Source organism: Kurthia sp. FSL E2-0154, from assembly GCF_038003625.1.
GTDB classification, from domain to species: Bacteria; Bacillota; Bacilli; order Bacillales_A; family Planococcaceae; genus Kurthia; species Kurthia gibsonii.
Window position 1 is genome coordinate 255,888 of sequence record NZ_JBBOPO010000001.1, and the last position, 16,715, is coordinate 272,602.

General features: G+C 35.0%; 17 protein-coding genes. 13 read left to right on the forward strand and 4 right to left on the reverse strand.

The window, feature by feature from the left end; genetic code table 11:
- Positions 1 to 129: 129 nt before the first annotated feature.
- Positions 130 to 1,482 (forward strand): TrkH family potassium uptake protein, encoded by a 1,353-nt coding sequence (locus MHB75_RS01165; RefSeq protein ID WP_087682385.1) that lies wholly within the window; start codon positions 130 to 132, stop codon positions 1,480 to 1,482.
- A 56-nt stretch (positions 1,483 to 1,538) separates the two neighbouring features.
- On the opposite strand, the gene MHB75_RS01170 is transcribed toward MHB75_RS01165, so the two are convergent.
- A complete protein-coding gene (locus MHB75_RS01170) occupies positions 1,539 to 3,296 on the reverse strand; it encodes a B12-binding domain-containing radical SAM protein (RefSeq protein ID WP_340995369.1) in 1,758 nt (585 codons plus the stop codon).
- A gap of 166 nt (positions 3,297 to 3,462) precedes the next feature.
- Here MHB75_RS01170 and MHB75_RS01175 point away from each other — a divergent pair, with 166 nt between their 5' ends.
- The gene (locus MHB75_RS01175) at positions 3,463 to 3,909 is read left to right on the forward strand and encodes a MarR family winged helix-turn-helix transcriptional regulator (protein WP_141274513.1); all 447 of its coding nucleotides are present in this window, start codon (positions 3,463 to 3,465) and stop codon (positions 3,907 to 3,909) included.
- 67 nt (positions 3,910 to 3,976) lie between these two features.
- Here the strand turns inward: MHB75_RS01175 and MHB75_RS01180 are convergent, their stop codons facing one another.
- Positions 3,977 to 4,588 carry a CPBP family intramembrane glutamic endopeptidase gene (locus MHB75_RS01180; protein ID WP_141274514.1) on the reverse strand — a complete coding sequence of 204 codons (612 nt, stop codon included), beginning with the start codon at positions 4,586 to 4,588 and terminating at the stop codon, positions 3,977 to 3,979.
- A 70-nt stretch (positions 4,589 to 4,658) separates the two neighbouring features.
- Positions 4,659 to 4,850 (reverse strand): YkvS family protein, encoded by a 192-nt coding sequence (locus MHB75_RS01185; protein ID WP_068455291.1) that lies wholly within the window; start codon positions 4,848 to 4,850, stop codon positions 4,659 to 4,661.
- A 108-nt stretch (positions 4,851 to 4,958) separates the two neighbouring features.
- On the opposite strand from MHB75_RS01185, the gene MHB75_RS01190 reads away from it, so the two are divergent.
- The 5 genes from MHB75_RS01190 (at position 4,959) to MHB75_RS01210 (ending at position 9,130) form a co-directional block, all read left to right on the forward strand.
- The gene (locus tag MHB75_RS01190; RefSeq protein WP_087682387.1) at positions 4,959 to 5,147 is read left to right on the forward strand and encodes a hypothetical protein; all 189 of its coding nucleotides are present in this window, start codon (positions 4,959 to 4,961) and stop codon (positions 5,145 to 5,147) included.
- Positions 5,148 to 5,237: 90 nt separating this feature from the next.
- Positions 5,238 to 5,435 carry an aspartyl-phosphate phosphatase Spo0E family protein gene (locus MHB75_RS01195; protein ID WP_068455285.1) on the forward strand — a complete coding sequence of 66 codons (198 nt, stop codon included), beginning with the start codon at positions 5,238 to 5,240 and terminating at the stop codon, positions 5,433 to 5,435.
- A gap of 170 nt (positions 5,436 to 5,605) precedes the next feature.
- Positions 5,606 to 6,475: an NAD(P)-dependent oxidoreductase gene (locus MHB75_RS01200; RefSeq protein WP_340995376.1), complete on the forward strand. Its 870-nt coding sequence runs from the start codon at positions 5,606 to 5,608 to the stop codon at positions 6,473 to 6,475.
- A 359-nt stretch (positions 6,476 to 6,834) separates the two neighbouring features.
- Positions 6,835 to 8,157 carry an MFS transporter gene (locus MHB75_RS01205; RefSeq protein WP_340995378.1) on the forward strand — a complete coding sequence of 441 codons (1,323 nt, stop codon included), beginning with the start codon at positions 6,835 to 6,837 and terminating at the stop codon, positions 8,155 to 8,157.
- 73 nt (positions 8,158 to 8,230) lie between these two features.
- Positions 8,231 to 9,130 carry a chemotaxis protein gene (locus MHB75_RS01210; RefSeq protein ID WP_141274517.1) on the forward strand — a complete coding sequence of 300 codons (900 nt, stop codon included), beginning with the start codon at positions 8,231 to 8,233 and terminating at the stop codon, positions 9,128 to 9,130.
- A gap of 73 nt (positions 9,131 to 9,203) precedes the next feature.
- On the opposite strand, the gene MHB75_RS01215 is transcribed toward MHB75_RS01210, so the two are convergent.
- Positions 9,204 to 9,650, reverse strand: a complete 447-nt coding sequence (locus MHB75_RS01215) for a YkyB family protein (protein WP_340995381.1) — start codon at positions 9,648 to 9,650, stop codon at positions 9,204 to 9,206.
- Between the two features lie 150 nt (positions 9,651 to 9,800).
- Between MHB75_RS01215 and MHB75_RS01220 the strand changes: the two genes are divergently transcribed.
- The 6 genes from MHB75_RS01220 (at position 9,801) to dapD (ending at position 16,705) form a co-directional block, all read left to right on the forward strand.
- Positions 9,801 to 11,336 (forward strand): Ppx/GppA phosphatase family protein, encoded by a 1,536-nt coding sequence (locus MHB75_RS01220; protein ID WP_340995383.1) that lies wholly within the window; start codon positions 9,801 to 9,803, stop codon positions 11,334 to 11,336.
- A gap of 12 nt (positions 11,337 to 11,348) precedes the next feature.
- Positions 11,349 to 13,454, forward strand: coding sequence for an RNA degradosome polyphosphate kinase (locus MHB75_RS01225; protein WP_340995385.1), 2,106 nt, complete (start codon positions 11,349 to 11,351; stop codon positions 13,452 to 13,454).
- 127 nt (positions 13,455 to 13,581) lie between these two features.
- Positions 13,582 to 14,352, forward strand: coding sequence for a 2,4-dienoyl-CoA reductase (fadH, locus tag MHB75_RS01230; protein WP_068455264.1), 771 nt, complete (start codon positions 13,582 to 13,584; stop codon positions 14,350 to 14,352).
- Positions 14,353 to 14,484: 132 nt separating this feature from the next.
- A complete protein-coding gene (gene cbpB / locus MHB75_RS01235; protein WP_068455261.1) occupies positions 14,485 to 14,928 on the forward strand; it encodes a cyclic-di-AMP-binding protein CbpB in 444 nt (147 codons plus the stop codon).
- Between the two features lie 106 nt (positions 14,929 to 15,034).
- On the forward strand, positions 15,035 to 15,931 hold the full coding sequence (locus MHB75_RS01240; RefSeq protein WP_340995389.1) for a LysR family transcriptional regulator: 897 nt from the start codon (positions 15,035 to 15,037) through the stop codon (positions 15,929 to 15,931).
- Between the two features lie 60 nt (positions 15,932 to 15,991).
- Complete coding sequence (gene dapD / locus MHB75_RS01245; protein ID WP_068455255.1) at positions 15,992 to 16,705, forward strand: 2,3,4,5-tetrahydropyridine-2,6-dicarboxylate N-acetyltransferase; 714 nt, start codon at positions 15,992 to 15,994, stop codon at positions 16,703 to 16,705.
- Positions 16,706 to 16,715 lie beyond the last annotated feature (10 nt).

The following is a 16,715-nucleotide window of genomic DNA, read 5'->3' on the forward strand; positions in this document are numbered from 1 at the left end:
ATAAGATGTTAAAATACGAAAAAATAGGATAAATAAAAAAGTTTTCTAACCAAATAAAGTGCGTTACAATAGGTAGTTGTAAAATTGATTTAATGTATAGAGGATTATGAATAGAGAGGATCGATGAGAATGGGCACTGCGAAAGACATTAGTAAACGCTCAACACCGTTCCAAGCAATCGTGTCATATTATTTTATTGCTATTGCAATATCATTCGTATTACTTATTTTGCCTGGCGTACATAAAGAAGGCGTACATGTTTCCTTATTAGATAGCTTATTTACAGCGGTGAGTGCTGTAAGTGTAACAGGTCTGACAGTATTCAATATTAGTGAGACTTACACAACGTTTGGAATCGTCATGCTACTCGTCGTACTACAATTAGGCGCAATCGGTATTATGTCGCTTGGTACATTCGTTTGGTTAATTGTCGGTAAGAAAATTGGTCTGCGTGAACGTCAATTAATTATGGTTGACCACAACCAATATAATTTATCGGGCGTTGTTAATTTAATTAAAGAGATTATTAAAAACTTATTTGTCATTGAATTAGTAGGAGCGCTTATTTTAACACTGTATTTTTTACAGTATTACGATACATTTTTAAAAGCACTGTTACATGGCGTGTTTGCTGCCGTATCAGCGACAACGAACGGTGGTTTTGATATTACAGGAGAGTCACTAGCACCGTATGCAGATGACTATTTCGTACAAACGATTAATATGATTTTAATTACACTTGGTGCGATTGGTTTCCCTGTACTAATTGAAGTGAAATATTTCTTAATGAATAAAGACCCGAAAAAATTTCGTTTTTCTTTATTCACAAAAATTACAACAACAACATATGCGATTTTATTTTTAGTCGGTACATTTGTCATTTTAATTGTCGAGGCATTTAATTCGTTTAAAGATATGTCGTGGCATAAAATGCTGTTCTCAAGTATGTTCCATTCCGTATCCACGCGCTCGGCTGGTTTAACAACGCTCGATGTTGCGCAGTTTACGGATACAACGAATATCTTTTTAAGTTTTATGATGTTCATTGGTGCGTCCCCAAGCTCTGTTGGTGGGGGGATTCGAACAACGACCTTTGCCATCGCTGTACTATTCCTCATTAACTTTGCACGTGGAAAAGACGACATTCAAGTGTTTGGACGCGAAATTTATACAATTGATGTATTTCGCTCCTATGTTGTTATTATTTTAGCAACAACGATGGTGCTTGTATCTACAATGATTTTATTATTAACAGAGAAAAATGCGACATTATTGCAAATCATTTTTGAAATTACATCTGCGTTCGGTACGTGTGGTATGTCTCTAGGTATTACGAGCGACCTCTCTTCACCAGGTAAAGTCATTATTATGATTCTCATGTTCGTTGGACGTGTCGGCTTAATTTCATTCCTATACTCATTAGGTGGTAAGAGTGAAAAACCGAAATATCACTATCCGAAAGAGCGCGTTATTATCGGTTAATGAAAAAAGCATAAAAAAGACAGTCCACACATTAAACTGTGGATTGTCTTTTTTGGTTACATTGAATGGATAGCATCTTTCACAACTTTAGAAAATAGTGGTGTACCATCTTTTTGGAATGTTGTGACTAAGTAGCCTTCTTCTTTTGTTGCATGTGCTTGTTCAAGCGAATCGATTGAAATATTAAATGGCAAAATGAAGGTATGTTTAAACAATTCCTTTTCATTTAAACCAAGTGCAACAAAGGCATCTCCTGCAATTTCAGGGCGTTCTTTTAGTTGCGCATAAATCATTTTTAATTCATCTTTTTCAATCGCTTGTTCCCACCAAGGTTTACGAGGTTGGAATTTTTGTGTTGATAAATAATCATATTGCATAATTTGCTTCACAATCGGTAGTTTCGGCTCATTACATGATTCTAAGAACTGTAATAAACGTTTAAATAAATCTTCTAATTGATGACCTATTTTCGACCAGCCCTGTTCATCCCAATACGTACCGAATTGTTGGAAGAAGTCGAATGGTGTTTCGAATACATGTGTTACCAGATATTCGAGTGTACGGTCCATACGATGATCATTCCAATACTTCTCTAAAATATCCTCGGTCTGTTTGATTCGTAAAATATCATCGAAGTCGAGTACATTGTTCGCGAAGATTTCGTATGGAGCCATATCGACATATTCGTAGCCGTATTGTTCAGCTTGTAAACGAAGACCAGTCCCACGAAGTAACTTTAAGAAGCCTAGTTGTAATTCTTCAGGACGCATCGCAAATACATCATTGAATGTTTTACGGAAACTATTGTAATCTTCTTCAGGTAAGCCAGCGATTAAATCTAAATGTTGGTCGATTTTTCCGCCTTCTTTTACCATCGTGACAGTACGCGCTAACTTTTCAAAGTTTTGGCGACGTTTTACTAAATCATTCGTTTCATCATTCGTCGATTGTACACCAATCTCAAAACGGAATAATCCAGCTGGTGCATTTTCGTTTAAGAATTGAATGACTTCAGGGCGCATAATGTCCGCTGTAATCTCAAATTGGAATACAACACCTGGTTGATGTTCATCAATTAAGAACTGGAAAATATCCATTGCATAACTACGGCTAATGTTAAATGTACGGTCAACAAATTTAATCGTACGAACGCCTTGGTCCATTAAATAGCGAATATCGTCTTTGATTTTTTCGCGGTTAAAATAACGAACGCCCACTTCAATAGAAGAAAGACAAAATTGGCAACTAAAAGGACAGCCACGAGATGTCTCAACATAGGCAATTCGTTTTGGAATTTCTGCGTGGTCTTCTTCAAAGCGGAAAATACTTGGTAGCTCACGTAAATCAATCTTTGGAGGCTGTGCGTGGATTTTCATTTTATCATCTAGTAAATAACAAATACCTGGTACATCTTCTAACGGAATGTCACCGTTTAGATGATGTAGTAACTGTTTAAAGGAATGCTCACCTTCGCCCATAATAATGAAGTCCACAAGTCCATCTAAGCGATGTAACCAGTCATGAACATCATAGGATACTTCAGGTCCACCTAAAATAATTTTTGTATGTGGACTCACTTTACGCAACATACGGATGACACGAATTGTTTCTTCAATGTTCCAAATGTAACAACTGAATCCGACAACGTCAGGTTTTTTTTGAAAAATATCAGATACGATATTAAACGATGGATCTTTAATTGTAAATTCAGCAAGAGCAGGATCAAACTCAGGCTGTGCATACGCTTTTAAATAGCGGATTGCGGTGTTAGTATGAATGTACTTTGCATTCAATGTTGCTAATAGAATATTCAATTAGAACTCCCCTTCTAAAAAGAATATGTTAATTGTAACAGTGAAAAGGTCATACAACAAATGAATCTTTTAAGAAATAAATTGCGTGAAAATATCGTGTTTTGACAATCAAATCGCTAAACAGATATAATGAATGAAATGAAATGTAAGAAAAGGATGAGAGACGATGGCTTCTGAGGAAATAAAGCAGTCTTTAAAGTTATATATTGTGCTATCGCGCGCACATAAGGCAATTAACGAAGTAACGAATCAATTTTTTCAAGAGAATAAATTAAATCCGACAGAATTCGCAGTGTTAGAGCTATTATATCATAAAGGACGCCAACCACTACAAGTGATTGGACAGAAAATTTTGCTTGCGAGTGGCTCGATTACATATGTTGTCGACAAGTTAGAGAAGCGTGGCTATATTACACGAACGGCTTGTCCATCCGATCGTCGCATTACATATGCAGACATTACAAGTGAGGGCGAAGCATTCATGGCAGAATTATTCCCACGCCATGAACAGCAGCTGCATGAGTTGACGAATGGCTTATCAAGCGAGGAAAAAGAACAAGCGATTCAACTATTGAAAAAATTAGGATTGTCGATTAAAGATTTATCTTATTAATCATAAAAAGCTGATGAGTCATAAGAATAGACTCTCAGCTTTTTATTTTAAATAATGTTTAAAGAAATCAAGTGAGTGGGAATAAAAGGAAAAGGAAGATTACCATTGTTATATGTGCAATGAAAACTATCGGTAAACTTTTCAGCCATTCATATAATCCTCCGAAAATAATACCCGATAAGAATGCCGCAATGGCTCCTATATAAAAACCACAAATGAGTAAAGGTAATCCAAAATGAATTGCTGATATCAGAACAGCCCATTTTTTTGAGACCATCTTTTTTAATTCTTGCTGTAAATATACACGCCAAATCATTTCTTCCCCTAAAACAATAACAATAAGTAATGCAGCATATTGCCAGATGGCAGTAGGAGAATAGATTTCAAGTAGCTCCTTCACATTTTGAAAAGCAACTGGTGAAATGTATGCGAGTATGTTATAAATACTTATTGCAGTAAAATAGCCAATTACACCAATCGGAATCCCAATGAATAGTGAACGAGGTAAAGATTGTTTGTTCATCAGATTGCCAAAGAAAAAAGCGAAAATAATTCCAATTCCAAGCAAATTAGTATAACTAAACCAAAAAATGGGTGTATACTGAAAAGAAATAATCATAATGATTAATACAATAAGGGCAAAAAGCAAAAGTGTCGTTTTGTCTGCACGTTGTATCATCTAATCACCTCCAAATAAAAAAGCCATTCTTCATGTTAAAAAGAACGGCTTTAGTGTATCATGTAGTTCATTAAAGCGGAACACCTGAATTTACAATTTTGTAGCGTTTATGATTAATTACTGTTTTTTCTTCTAAATCAAGGTGGCGAAAGTTTTCCATAATCGTTAAATCTACTATAACAGAGTTCTCGTTTACTTTTTCAACTCGTCCTCTTAAACCGTCGTGGAATTCGATGATATTGCCGATATCTGCGATTTTCATTATGCAACATTCCCTTCAATTTCTAATTACTTACATTTTGCATGAAAAGGCTCGAAATGTAAAATAATTTACTAAGAAATAAAAAAATTAAAAAAGGAAGTTTTTACAATGGAAAATATACCAGAAATGATAAATAAATTAGTTAATGGTGAAATAAAGAAAATAGAAGTCAGTAAAAATGATTTTTATGAATTTAGAGAATTAATCGTAGAAAGAGAAGATTTTAAGCGTTTTCGAGGGATAGCGCAACAAGGTGGAAAAGTTGTCTATGAATATTTAGAAAAAGAAAGAAGTTAAAATGTCGAATGGTGTCGAAAATTTCATTTCCGAAAAGTTGGGAATACTAGTATAATAATGAACGTGGTTACGAGAGGTGGGGTGAAGATAATGTCGGAAGTAGTATTAAAAAAGTTAGAACAAACACGCGAAAAAATGATTCAATGTGGACTAGAAAAAGGTTTTTTGAATGCAGAAACAATTCGTTTAAGTCGAAAACTAGATGATCTACTTAATCTTTATCAGCTCCAACAAGTAGGCACAGAGTACGAAATGAAAATTAAATCAATTGATTATGATATCCATTAATGAAGAAATTTTAAAAATGTGGGTTTAAAATATTCAAAAGGGTGGAACTATATTTAAGAACACAGCAACAATCTCATTTCCCCCTTTCTTTAGCAGATAACTCTATCTGCTATTTTTTTTTGCTTAGATTCGGTATACTAAAGAAATCAAAGGTGAAAGGATGTTCAAATATGACAAAGAAAAATGTAGCTTTTATTGGTACAGGTGTAATGGGCGCAAGTATTGTACATCACTTATTACAAGCAGGTTATGCAGTCCACATCTTTACAAGAACGGCTTCAAAAGCACAAACTTTAATAGAAGAAGGTGCTGTTTGGCATAAAACAGCTGCAGATGCTACAAAAAATGCAGAAGTTGTCTTCACGATGGTTGGCGATCCGATTGATGTAGAAGAAGTTTACTTCGGTGAGACAGGAATTTTTAAAACAGCAAAAGAAGGGACACTCGTGATTGACTTAACTACTTCTCAACCAACACTTGCTAAAAAGATTGCAACATTTGCAGCAGAACGTCATATTGACGCACTTGATGCGCCCGTATCTGGTGGAGACGTCGGTGCGAAGAACGGTACATTATCTATTATGGTTGGTGGAAAAAAAGAAGCATTTGAACGTGCGCTCTCCATTTTCAAAGTATTCGGTCAAAATGTCGTCTATCAAGGTTTAGCAGGAGCAGGACAACATACGAAGATGTGTAATCAAATTGCCATTGCGACAAATATGATTGGTGTAGCAGAATCGCTTGTATATGGTAAACGTGCAGGATTAGATTTAGATACAGTGCTTCAATCTATTTCAGCAGGAGCAGCAGGTTCATGGTCTCTAAGTAACTTGGCACCGCGCATGATTAAAGGCGATTTAGAGCCAGGTTTTTATGTTAAGCACTTTTTAAAAGATATGCGTATTGCTTTAGAAGAAGCCGAGCAAATGGATTTACAACTACCAGGCTTACAACTAGCGAAGAAAATGTATGATGAATTGGCAGAGCAAGGACTTCAAGAAAAAGGAACACAGACTATTATCAAATACTACAAATCGTAGAAGAAAATGAAAAAAAGTAACTCAACACCATCTCTTATGGGATTTGCAGTGTTATTTATTGTAATCCCTATATTATATGTAGGAAGCTTTGTCATCTACACGCAATTTAATGAGCAATGGGTTCATGTAGAAATAGCGATGCTCTCCATGTTTTGTTACTATATAGCCTGTTCTGTATGGTGGTTCGTCTATTCATGGCGAAAGGAAAAAACGGATGAATAATTAAAGAATACTATATAGGAAGAAAATCAAAAAAATGAACTCCATTTGTTAGGTGTTCATTTTTTTGTAAATAAAATGTGAATATATTGTAAATAATAGCCATAAATAAACATTAATATGAAATATTATGAAATAATATGAAAGAGGAGGCGGAGAATATCGAAGCAAAACAACGTAAAAGAAGCTCTTCATGGGCGATTTATGCTTCATTACCCATTATTTCATGGGCTCTGTATGACTTTGCAAATACCATTTTTTCATCGAATATTAACACCGTATTTTTCCCTTTTTATATAGATGAAGTGTTAGGAACGAATGAAGAAAAACAGCAACTAGCAAGTACTTTTATCTCATATGCAAACGCAGTAGCGAGTTTATTACTCGTTATTTTTTCACCCCTGTTTGGCGTATGGATTGACCAAACGGGTTATAAGAAAAAAGTCATTGTCTGGTTCGCCTCTACATCCATCTTCTTTACATTTATGATGGGGGTTTTTGGTGAAATGAACTTACAATCGACGATGGGTGGCGTTCCGCTAAGCCTATTTATTGTCGTCATTTGTTTTGTCATTGCAAAATTCTTTTATAATTCGAGTCTTGTTTTTTATGATGCAATGATGCCCGACTTAGGAAAATCGGAAGATATGCCGCTTATCTCTGGTTTTGGTGTTGCAGTCGGTTATCTTGGCACCATCTTCGGTCTACTCGTGTACTTACTTGTGAATGATGGCAACTATGCACGTGCCTTTATTCCAACAGCTATTTTATACTTATTATTTTCATTACCGCTATTCTTTATTAATCGTGATCAACCGATACCAAAGGAAAATAGAAAAAAAGTTCGTTTTTTAACAGGATATAAAGAAATCATTCAAACATTTAAAGAAATGCGCCAACATCGTACAATCTTTAAATTTATGATTGCATACTTTTTCATTAATGATGCACTTGCTACAACGATTGCAATGATGGCAGTATATGCTGCAGCAGTTTTAGCATTCACATCAGGGCAGTTTATTCTACTTTATTTAGTTTCCACAGTCGCAGCGATTATCGGTTCATTTGCCTTTGGATATATTACAAAAAAATCAGGTGCTAATCGAGCAGTGACGTATGTTGCTCTCTTAATGGTTATTGCATTAATCATCGCAGCCGCCGCAACAGAACAATGGATGTTTTGGATTGCAGGTAGTTTTTTTGGTATCTCTCTCGGTGCGATTTGGGTGACGTCACGAACGTATATTATTGAACTATCACCAAAAGAAAAACAAGGTCAATTTTTCGGCTTATTTGCATTCTCAGGAAAAATTTCTGCTATTATTGGGCCAGCCATTTATGGTTCCATTACCTTTATGCTACGTTCTCAAGGTGCTGTTGCCAGTAGGATTGCTTTATTATCATTAGTGGTTATGACACTTATTGGTCTAATTATCCATATGAAAAAACTTAAAACTATCTAACTCAAGTCTATTTGACTATCGTTCGATATGGTACAATGGTTTTAATATTAACGTATATGGAGGACGACAAAGCATGAAATCAAAAGGAATTTTATTAGAAAGTGGTACAAATGAACTGGAAATTGTTGAGTTTGAGGTCGGTTCAAATAAATTTGGAATCAATGTAATTAAAGTAAAAGAGATTATTCAGCCAATACCTGTCACATTCATTCCACATGCACATGAATATGTAGAAGGAATTATTCAATTGCGTGGCGAAGTACTACCCGTTGTTGATATGAAGCGTGTACTGGGTCTAACACACTCTGAGCGCAGCAATCAGCATAAATATATCGTCGCTGAATTTAATAAACAGCGTGTAGTATTCCATGTCGACAATGTTTCAATGATTCACCGTATTTCATGGGAACAGATCGAGAAGCCATCAGATATGTATCAAAATGGTACCTCACAAGTCATTGGTGTGATCAAACGTGATGATGCAATGCTACTACTACTCGACTTTGAACGAATCATTTTAGAAATTAATCCTGAAACAGGTATTAATGTGAATTCGGTTAAAAAGTTGGGTGAGCGTAATCGCTCAGAAAAACGCATTCTAATTGCGGAAGATTCACCATTACTTCGTAAACTATTAAATGATACGATGCATGAAGCGGGATACGTAAATTTAGAATTCTTTGAAAATGGTAAAGATGCCTATGCATTTTTAGAAGCAACATCTGAAGCAGGGAATATTGAAGATACAATTCAGCTCGTTGTAACAGATATTGAAATGCCTCAAATGGATGGTCACCATTTAACGAAGAAAATCAAAGAAAATGCTAAATTAGCGCATGTACCTGTTATTATTTTCTCAAGTTTAATTACAGACGACTTGAAGCATAAAGGGGAACGAGTAGGTGCGAATGCACAAATTAGTAAACCTGAAATTGCAGAACTAATTCAATTTGTTGATCAATTTGTACTTTAATTAAAGAAAAGCGGACAATTCTTACGAAACATACATCTCAGTAGATGAATAAACGTAGGAACAGTCTGCTTTTTTAATGACCATAAAAGTAACTTGTACGATGCACATGTAAATTATTTTTCTTTTTAGCTGGTATGATCGGCTTTGGATTTTCTATTTTCATATCCGTAAAAAGAATCAATATACTTTTTGCCTGCTTTAAACTCATACGGCAAGGTGGATTTCGGTATGTACGATCTAAATGTCCTAAATGAGGAAGTTCTTTAAAGTCATCTTTTTCGGGTAAAGTATGGAAGTAGTATTCCCCACATGCAATTAATACAGAAGATTGTTGTTGGCTATTGCGTGGACGTTCCACAAAGTGAAGTCCAATCTTCTTTGCTTGTTTTTGTTCGATTAGTTTTTGAATTGCATGTTTTTTTAGCATATATAAAAAACGATTATCGGGTGCTGTTTTAGCATGTTTATTAATGGTGAAAATGGCCTGAGCAATTTGCATTGTATTATATTTTTCAACCATATATTGTCACCTTTCTTTCAAATAAAATGAATTCATCATGATATTTGTGGAATATTCTGACCATTCGAATTTATAATAAATATAAGTTATCATACCAACTATTAATCTATAAGTATAGAGGAAACGAAAAAATAAAAGGATGTGCTTCATATGACAAAACGAAAAAGAGCTGTAATTGATATTGGATCGAACACCATTCGCCTTGTTATTTATCAATATACCAAAATAAGTGGTTTAAAAGAATTAATGAACATCAAATCTGTAGCGCGATTACGAAATGACATTACAGAAGAAGGTTATTTGAATGAACAAGGAATTCAAAAGTTACTGAATTTACTACATTCTTTTAAAGAAATGCTTATAGATTACGGGATTGAACATTATCGCGCGGTTGCTACTGCTTCTTTGCGTCAGTCTAAAAATAATCAAGAAATTATAAAAAAGATGTACGAGGAAACAGGGATACAAGTCGAGTTACTATCTGAACGAGATGAAGCGTATTATGGCTATTTTGCAGTTGCAAACACGATTTCTACACCATCAGCAGTTACGATTGATATAGGTGGAGGTAGTACAGAAATTACGTACTATGAACAAAAAGAATTAAAACATGCGATTAGTTTACCATTCGGTTCGGTTTCGTTAAAAAGACAGTTTATGCAAAGCGATACAATGACGAAAAAAGAACATGATGAAGTGTATCATTTTGCAAAACAACAATTCAAAGAAGTGACATGGTTGAACGATTTAAAAGTACCTGTTGTCGGCATTAGTGGAAGTGCGAGAAGTATGGCGAAAATGGATCAAAGTCGTAAGAACTATCCCTTAACAGGTGTTCACCAATATCGTATGTCGTTAGCTGATTTTAATGAGATTAATGATGAAATTTCATCGTTAACATATAACGAGTTAAAAAAGATGGATGAATTATCGGCAGATCGAGCGGATATTATTGGACCAATAGCAGAAGTATTCCGTGCGCTTATGCATGTTGTCGATAGTCAAAAATTCCAACTAAGTCGAAAAGGTTTACGAGAAGGAATTGTTATTTCAGACATTTTAAAAGAATACCCTTTAGCATTTGACCGTACAGATGTCTTTCGTTCGAATGCTCGATACTTAGCATCAGAGTTTGGAAAGTCAGAGAATCAAATTTTACATCATGCGCGTATTGCTGAACTTATGTATCGAGAATTATGTCGCCATGAATTATGGGATTATTCTGAAGAAGAAATTTATATCTTAAATCAAGGTGCGAAAGTTTATATGATTGGTGAATATTTAGAACAAGATGCAGCAAGTCAGCATACCTTCTATTTATTATCAAACCGCTCAATTAACGGACTTAATCATAAAGAACGAGTTCGTTTAGCATTGCTTGCATCATATAAAAATAAAGACTCTTTTTATACGTATTTAAAACCGTTTGAAGCCTGGTTTACAAAAGAAGAAGTGCAAATGCTCATTCGTTTAGGCGCTTTATTAAAGTTAATTTATGCACTCGATGCCTCTAAAAGAAGTATTGTTACAGATATTGTTATTGAAATTAATGAAGAAACACCTGAGGTATTAGATTTAGAAATTCAAACTAGAGGTTATCCATTAGCAGAAAAATATCAAGGAAATAAGCAAAAAAAACATTTTGAGCGTATCGTTAAAAAAGATGTTGTTTTACATTTTGTGTAGGAGGGATTTTAGATGACAGAAGAACAGTATAAAAAAATTGCTTCACCAGAATATTATAATAATCGTGAATTAAGCTGGCTTGCATTTAACGAGCGGGTACTACAAGAGGCGGAAGATGAACGCAATCCGTTACTTGAACGTTTACGTTTTATCGCTATTTTCAGTTCAAATCTCGATGAATTCTATATGGTGCGTGTAGCGGGATTACAAGATCAAGTACGCGCAGGTTTTAATAAACCAGAAAACAAGGCTGGATTGACACCGAAAGAACAGTTAGCAGCAATTGAGCAAAAAACAAAAGAGTTAGTCAATCGTCAAATGGAAGTCTATCATCAACTAACAAAAGAACTATTACCAAAAGAGAAAGTTTTTATTCATGAGATGAAAGATTTAGATGAAGAACAATTGAGCTATGTAAAAGAATATTTTGAAGAAATTGTTTTCCCAGTATTAACACCCATTGCGGTAGATGCATATCGACCATTCCCAACTTTACTAAGCAAAACACATAATTTACTTGTTATGTTAGAAGATCAACATGGCGGAAAAGAACAGCAGAAAAAAGTAGCAATTGTTCAGGTGCCTGCAGTGCTGGATCGTTTTATCTGTTTACCAAAACGCAATGGTAAAATAGAGGTGATCTTAATTGAAGAAGTGATTATGCACAATATTGATATTTTATTTAAAGGGTTTAAAGTACAATCTGTGCAATCATTCCGGTTAACACGTAATGCTGATTTGACGATTCACGAAGAAGGAGCACGCGACCTATTGACGGAAATCGAAAAAGAATTAAAAAAGCGTAAGTGGGGGAGTGTTTCTCGTGTTGAAGTGCGCAAAGGAGAAATGCAAGAGAATGTATTACAATTCTTAATACGCGAATTGGATGACTGGGATGCACAAGTTTTTAATATTAAGGGACCTTTAGATTTAACGTATCTATTTTCGTTTTGTAAAGTAGTGGGTGATTTAAGAGAAGATTTACAATATGAAAGTTTTATCCCACAACCACCACAAGATGTAAGTTCAGACGATAATATTTTTGAAAAAGCACTAAAGCAAGATTTATTTTTCCATCATCCATACGAATCGTTTTCACCAATCGTTGATTTCGTAACAGAGGCAGCAAAAGACCCAAATGTGTTAGCTATTAAACAAACATTGTATCGTGTAAGTGGCAATTCACCTGTCATCCAAGCATTAAAGTTAGCAGCAGAGAATGGTAAGCAAGTGACTGTATTAGTTGAGTTAAAAGCGCGCTTTGATGAAGAAAATAACGTACTTTGGGCGAAACAACTAGAACAAGCAGGATGTTTAGTTATTTATGGTATGCATAATTTAAAAACACATTCGAAAATAACACTCGTTGTTCGAAAACGTCAAGGACGAATTGAACGTTTTATTCATTTAGGTACAGGTAATTACAATGATGCAACAGCTAAAATCTACACGGATATGGGAATTATTACGACGAAGAAAAAACTTGGTATTGATGCGACAAACTTCTTTAACTATTTAAGTGGTTATACAGAAAAACCACATTATCATCATTTGGTCGTATCACCATTCGATATTCGAGAAGAATTCATTCGTTTGATTGATTTAGAAATTGAATATCATAAAAAACATGGAAATGGACGCATCTACGCAAAGATGAATTCATTAACCGATAAAGATTTAATTATGAAAATGTATGAAGCGTCAATTGCAGGTGTTCAAGTACATCTCATCATTCGCGGTATTTGCTGCTTACAACCAGGAATTAAAGGTGTAAGTGAAAATATTACAGTGATTAGTATTGTAGGACGTTTCTTAGAACATTCTCGTATTTATTGGTTCCATCATAATGGTGAAAATAAAATCTATTTATCTTCAGCAGATATGATGACACGTAATATGATTAAGCGTGTTGAAATTCTGTTCCCAATATTTGATACAGGGATTAAAAAGCGGATTATGCACGTGGTAAAACTCCAATTACAAGATAATAGTAAGGCACGTGTATTAGAAGCTGATGGACAATATCGTTACAAAAAGGTAGATGAAAAAACGGAAATTATTGACAGTCAGTTAATTCAAGAGCGAGATGCTAATAAAGTATTAAGTGATGAAGAATAGAAAAAAGCGTATGAAAGAAGGAGATTCCTCTTATCATACGCTTTTTCTTTGTATGAAAAGTATATGATATGTTAAAATAAGTAAAAATGAATAATGATTCACTTTCAAATTAGAAGGGGGAAATAATATGTTAGCAGGTCAGGTAATTATTGTTACAGGCGGATCAAATGGGATGGGGAAATACATGGCGAAGAATTTTGCCGAGCAAGGTGCACATGTAGTGATTACAGGACGTGATCAAGAAAGATTATATGCAGCACAGCGCGAACTACAGCAAACAGCAATGGGAGAAATTGCGGTATTTCAAATGGACGTTCGTGTAGTAGAGCATGTAGATGCAATGGTGAAATATGTTCATGATAAATTTGGTACCATCACACGACTTGTAAATAATGCAGCTGGAAATTTTATTGTACGTGCAGAAGACCTATCTCCAAATGGTTGGAAATCTGTCATTGATATTGTTTTAAATGGAACTTTTTATTGTTCTCAAGCTGTAGGGAAGTATTGGATTGAACACCAAATTAAAGGAGCCATTTTAAATATGGTGGCAACTTACGCTTGGCAAGCAGGAGCTGGTGTTGTCCATTCAGCAGCTGCAAAAGCAGGTGTACTGTCTTTAACACGCACATTAGCAGTTGAATGGGGAAGTGCTTATGGGATTCGTGTGAATGCTATTGCACCTGGTCCGATCGACAGAACAGGAGGAGCAGAAAAATTATGGGAATCGGAAGAAGCAGCTAAACGTACATTACAGTCTGTACCACTTCATCGCTTAGGGCAACCAGAGGAAATTGCAGATTTAGCGGCATTTATTTTATCGGACAAAGCCGCGTATATGAATGGCGAATGTGTGACACTTGATGGTGGACAGTGGTTAAACTCACATCCATTTTAAAAGGTTGATACCGCTTACATCCTTGTCATGTTGAGTATTTTCGAGTTATGCATAGTATTCTCAATTCATTTTATGTTATGATAAAAAGAAGTGAAGTACTCTATTTTTTAAATAGAAAAGGAGTAGAATTCTATGATTTCCACGAACAGCAAAGAATTGCTCGAAATGCCAATTCATGATTTTATTATACCAGCTGAGAAAGTAGCGCACGTTCAAATTGGTAATAATGCAGAGCATGCTTTATTAGTATTAACAAAAACAGGATATTCTTCGATTCCTGTACTCGACTCAAGCTATCGTTTTCATGGTCTAATTAGTATTCGTATGATCATGGATTCAGTCTTAGGCTTAGAACGAATTGAATATGAAAATTTAGAAGTGTCGAATGTCACAGAGATTATGGATCGAGACATTGCTACATTGAATATTAATGATAATTTTAAGCGAGCTTTAGATTTAGTAATTAATCATGCCTTCTTGTGTGTAATTGATGATGAAGGTACATTTGTTGGGATTATGACACGTCGTGTAATTTTAAAACAGTTAAAAAAATATGTATATCAACCAAAATCATAATTATTTTGGCTGAATTAAAAGGAACTGTCTTAAGAGAACGGATGAGACAGGTCCTTTTATTATTTTGAACTACATACATTTTGAATACGTATATGGAGGTGTTCGCATGACAACATCTGAAGCACAAATTTTAAAGATTTTAGCTGAAGAAGGAAATATGAGAAAAGCAGCAGAACGCCTATTTTTATCGCAACCAGCACTTTCACAACGCTTACAATCAATTGAAAAAGATTGGGGAACGCAGCTTTTTTTACGTTCACAAAAAGGTTTAACACCTACCCCGTCTGGTGAACTTGTTATTCAATATGCGAATGAGATGGCTACTAGACGAGAAGAAGTGTATGAACAACTACAGTCGTTAACACAAAAAGTACATGGAACATTGAAAATTGCATGTGCTTCAATTGTTGGGCACACATGGTTGCCACAAGTATTAAAAGAGTTCGTACAAAAATATCCAGATGCGAAAATTTCGCTCATGACAGGCTGGTCATCTGAAATTGTCAAAGCGCTATATGATGGTGAAGCACATATTGGGATTGTACGTGGGCATTCCGATTGGAAAGGTCGAAAAACACATTTATTTAGAGATACAATGTACTTAGTAGATAAAGAAATTAAATCACTGGATGAAGTATTTGAGACTGAACGACCCTTTATTCAATTCAAAAGTGATTCGAATTATTATCAAGAAATTCAACAATGGTGGCAACGACAATTTTCTTCAAGTCCAAAGCATCAAATCACAGTTGACCAAATCGAAACGTGTAAGCAGATGGCACTGAATGGTATTGGCTATGCGATTTTACCATCTATTACATTGACAGGTGAAGAAGATGTCAATCGAATCAACCTCGTCAGTGATGATGAAAAATTTGCACTAACACGTGATACATGGTTGATTGGATATGATTCGAGTTTTGAGCTCCGTCAAGTAGAAGCTTTTGTTGAAATTGTGCAACAACATGCAGAATGTTTGTATGATTATTCAAAAAATAAGTGAAATTTTTTGAATAATCGGTTACAATTAGTGCATCTTTTTTTCAATAGGAGGAAATGCACAATGAAAAAGTTAAACGCACAAGAAATTATCGCTTACTTAGCAAATGCTAAAAAAACAACACCAGTTAAAGTTTATGTAAAAGGTACAAATGTGTCTTCATTAGACTTTGGTACAGATAGTAAAGTATTTGGTGAAGGTAATTCCGTAGTTGTATTTGGTGACTGGTCACAAATTGAACAAGCAATCAACGCACATGAAGCACAGATTGAAGATTACGTAATCGAGCAAGATCGACGTAACTCAGCTGTGCCTTTATTAGATACAAAAGCGATTAATGCACGTATCGAACCAGGTGCACTTATTCGAGATCAAGTTACAATTGGTGATAATGCAGTAATCATGATGGGTAGTGTTATTAATATTGGAGCGGAAATTGGCGCACGTACGATGATTGATATGAATGTTGTACTGGGTGGTCGTGCAACAGTGGGAGAAGATTGCCATATTGGAGCAGGTGCTGTTTTAGCAGGTGTGATTGAACCTCCAAGTGCTGACCCTGTAGTAGTTGAAAATAATGTGATGATTGGTGCAAATGCAGTTCTTCTAGAAGGAGTACGAGTAGGAGAAGGTGCAGTAATTGCAGCTGGTGCTGTCGTAACAAAAGATGTTGAGCCTTATACAGTAGTTGCAGGTATTCCAGCACGTGAAATTAAAAAAATTGATGAAAAAACAAAATCAAAAACAGAAATTATGCAAGATTTAAGAAAAATATAAGAGGTGAATG

Bases quoted from the DNA above. Each gene is read 5' to 3' on its own strand.
- MHB75_RS01225 (WP_340995385.1), top strand. From the start codon at position 11,349: ATGACAGAAGAACAGTATAAAAAAATTGCTTCACCAGAATATTATAAT.
- MHB75_RS01215 (WP_340995381.1), bottom strand. From the start codon at position 9,650: ATGGTTGAAAAATATAATACAATGCAAATTGCTCAGGCCATTTTCACC.
- MHB75_RS01175 (WP_141274513.1), top strand. From the start codon at position 3,463: ATGGCTTCTGAGGAAATAAAGCAGTCTTTAAAGTTATATATTGTGCTA.
- MHB75_RS01210 (WP_141274517.1), top strand. From the start codon at position 8,231: ATGAAATCAAAAGGAATTTTATTAGAAAGTGGTACAAATGAACTGGAA.
- MHB75_RS01195 (WP_068455285.1), top strand. From the start codon at position 5,238: ATGTCGGAAGTAGTATTAAAAAAGTTAGAACAAACACGCGAAAAAATG.
- dapD (WP_068455255.1), top strand. From the start codon at position 15,992: ATGAAAAAGTTAAACGCACAAGAAATTATCGCTTACTTAGCAAATGCT.
- fadH (WP_068455264.1), top strand. From the start codon at position 13,582: ATGTTAGCAGGTCAGGTAATTATTGTTACAGGCGGATCAAATGGGATG.
- cbpB (WP_068455261.1), top strand. From the start codon at position 14,485: ATGATTTCCACGAACAGCAAAGAATTGCTCGAAATGCCAATTCATGAT.
- MHB75_RS01165 (WP_087682385.1), top strand. From the start codon at position 130: ATGGGCACTGCGAAAGACATTAGTAAACGCTCAACACCGTTCCAAGCA.
- MHB75_RS01180 (WP_141274514.1), bottom strand. From the start codon at position 4,588: ATGATACAACGTGCAGACAAAACGACACTTTTGCTTTTTGCCCTTATT.
- MHB75_RS01190 (WP_087682387.1), top strand. From the start codon at position 4,959: ATGGAAAATATACCAGAAATGATAAATAAATTAGTTAATGGTGAAATA.
- MHB75_RS01205 (WP_340995378.1), top strand. From the start codon at position 6,835: ATGAAAGAGGAGGCGGAGAATATCGAAGCAAAACAACGTAAAAGAAGC.
- MHB75_RS01200 (WP_340995376.1), top strand. From the start codon at position 5,606: ATGACAAAGAAAAATGTAGCTTTTATTGGTACAGGTGTAATGGGCGCA.
- MHB75_RS01240 (WP_340995389.1), top strand. From the start codon at position 15,035: ATGACAACATCTGAAGCACAAATTTTAAAGATTTTAGCTGAAGAAGGA.
- MHB75_RS01220 (WP_340995383.1), top strand. From the start codon at position 9,801: ATGACAAAACGAAAAAGAGCTGTAATTGATATTGGATCGAACACCATT.
- MHB75_RS01185 (WP_068455291.1), bottom strand. From the start codon at position 4,850: ATGAAAATCGCAGATATCGGCAATATCATCGAATTCCACGACGGTTTA.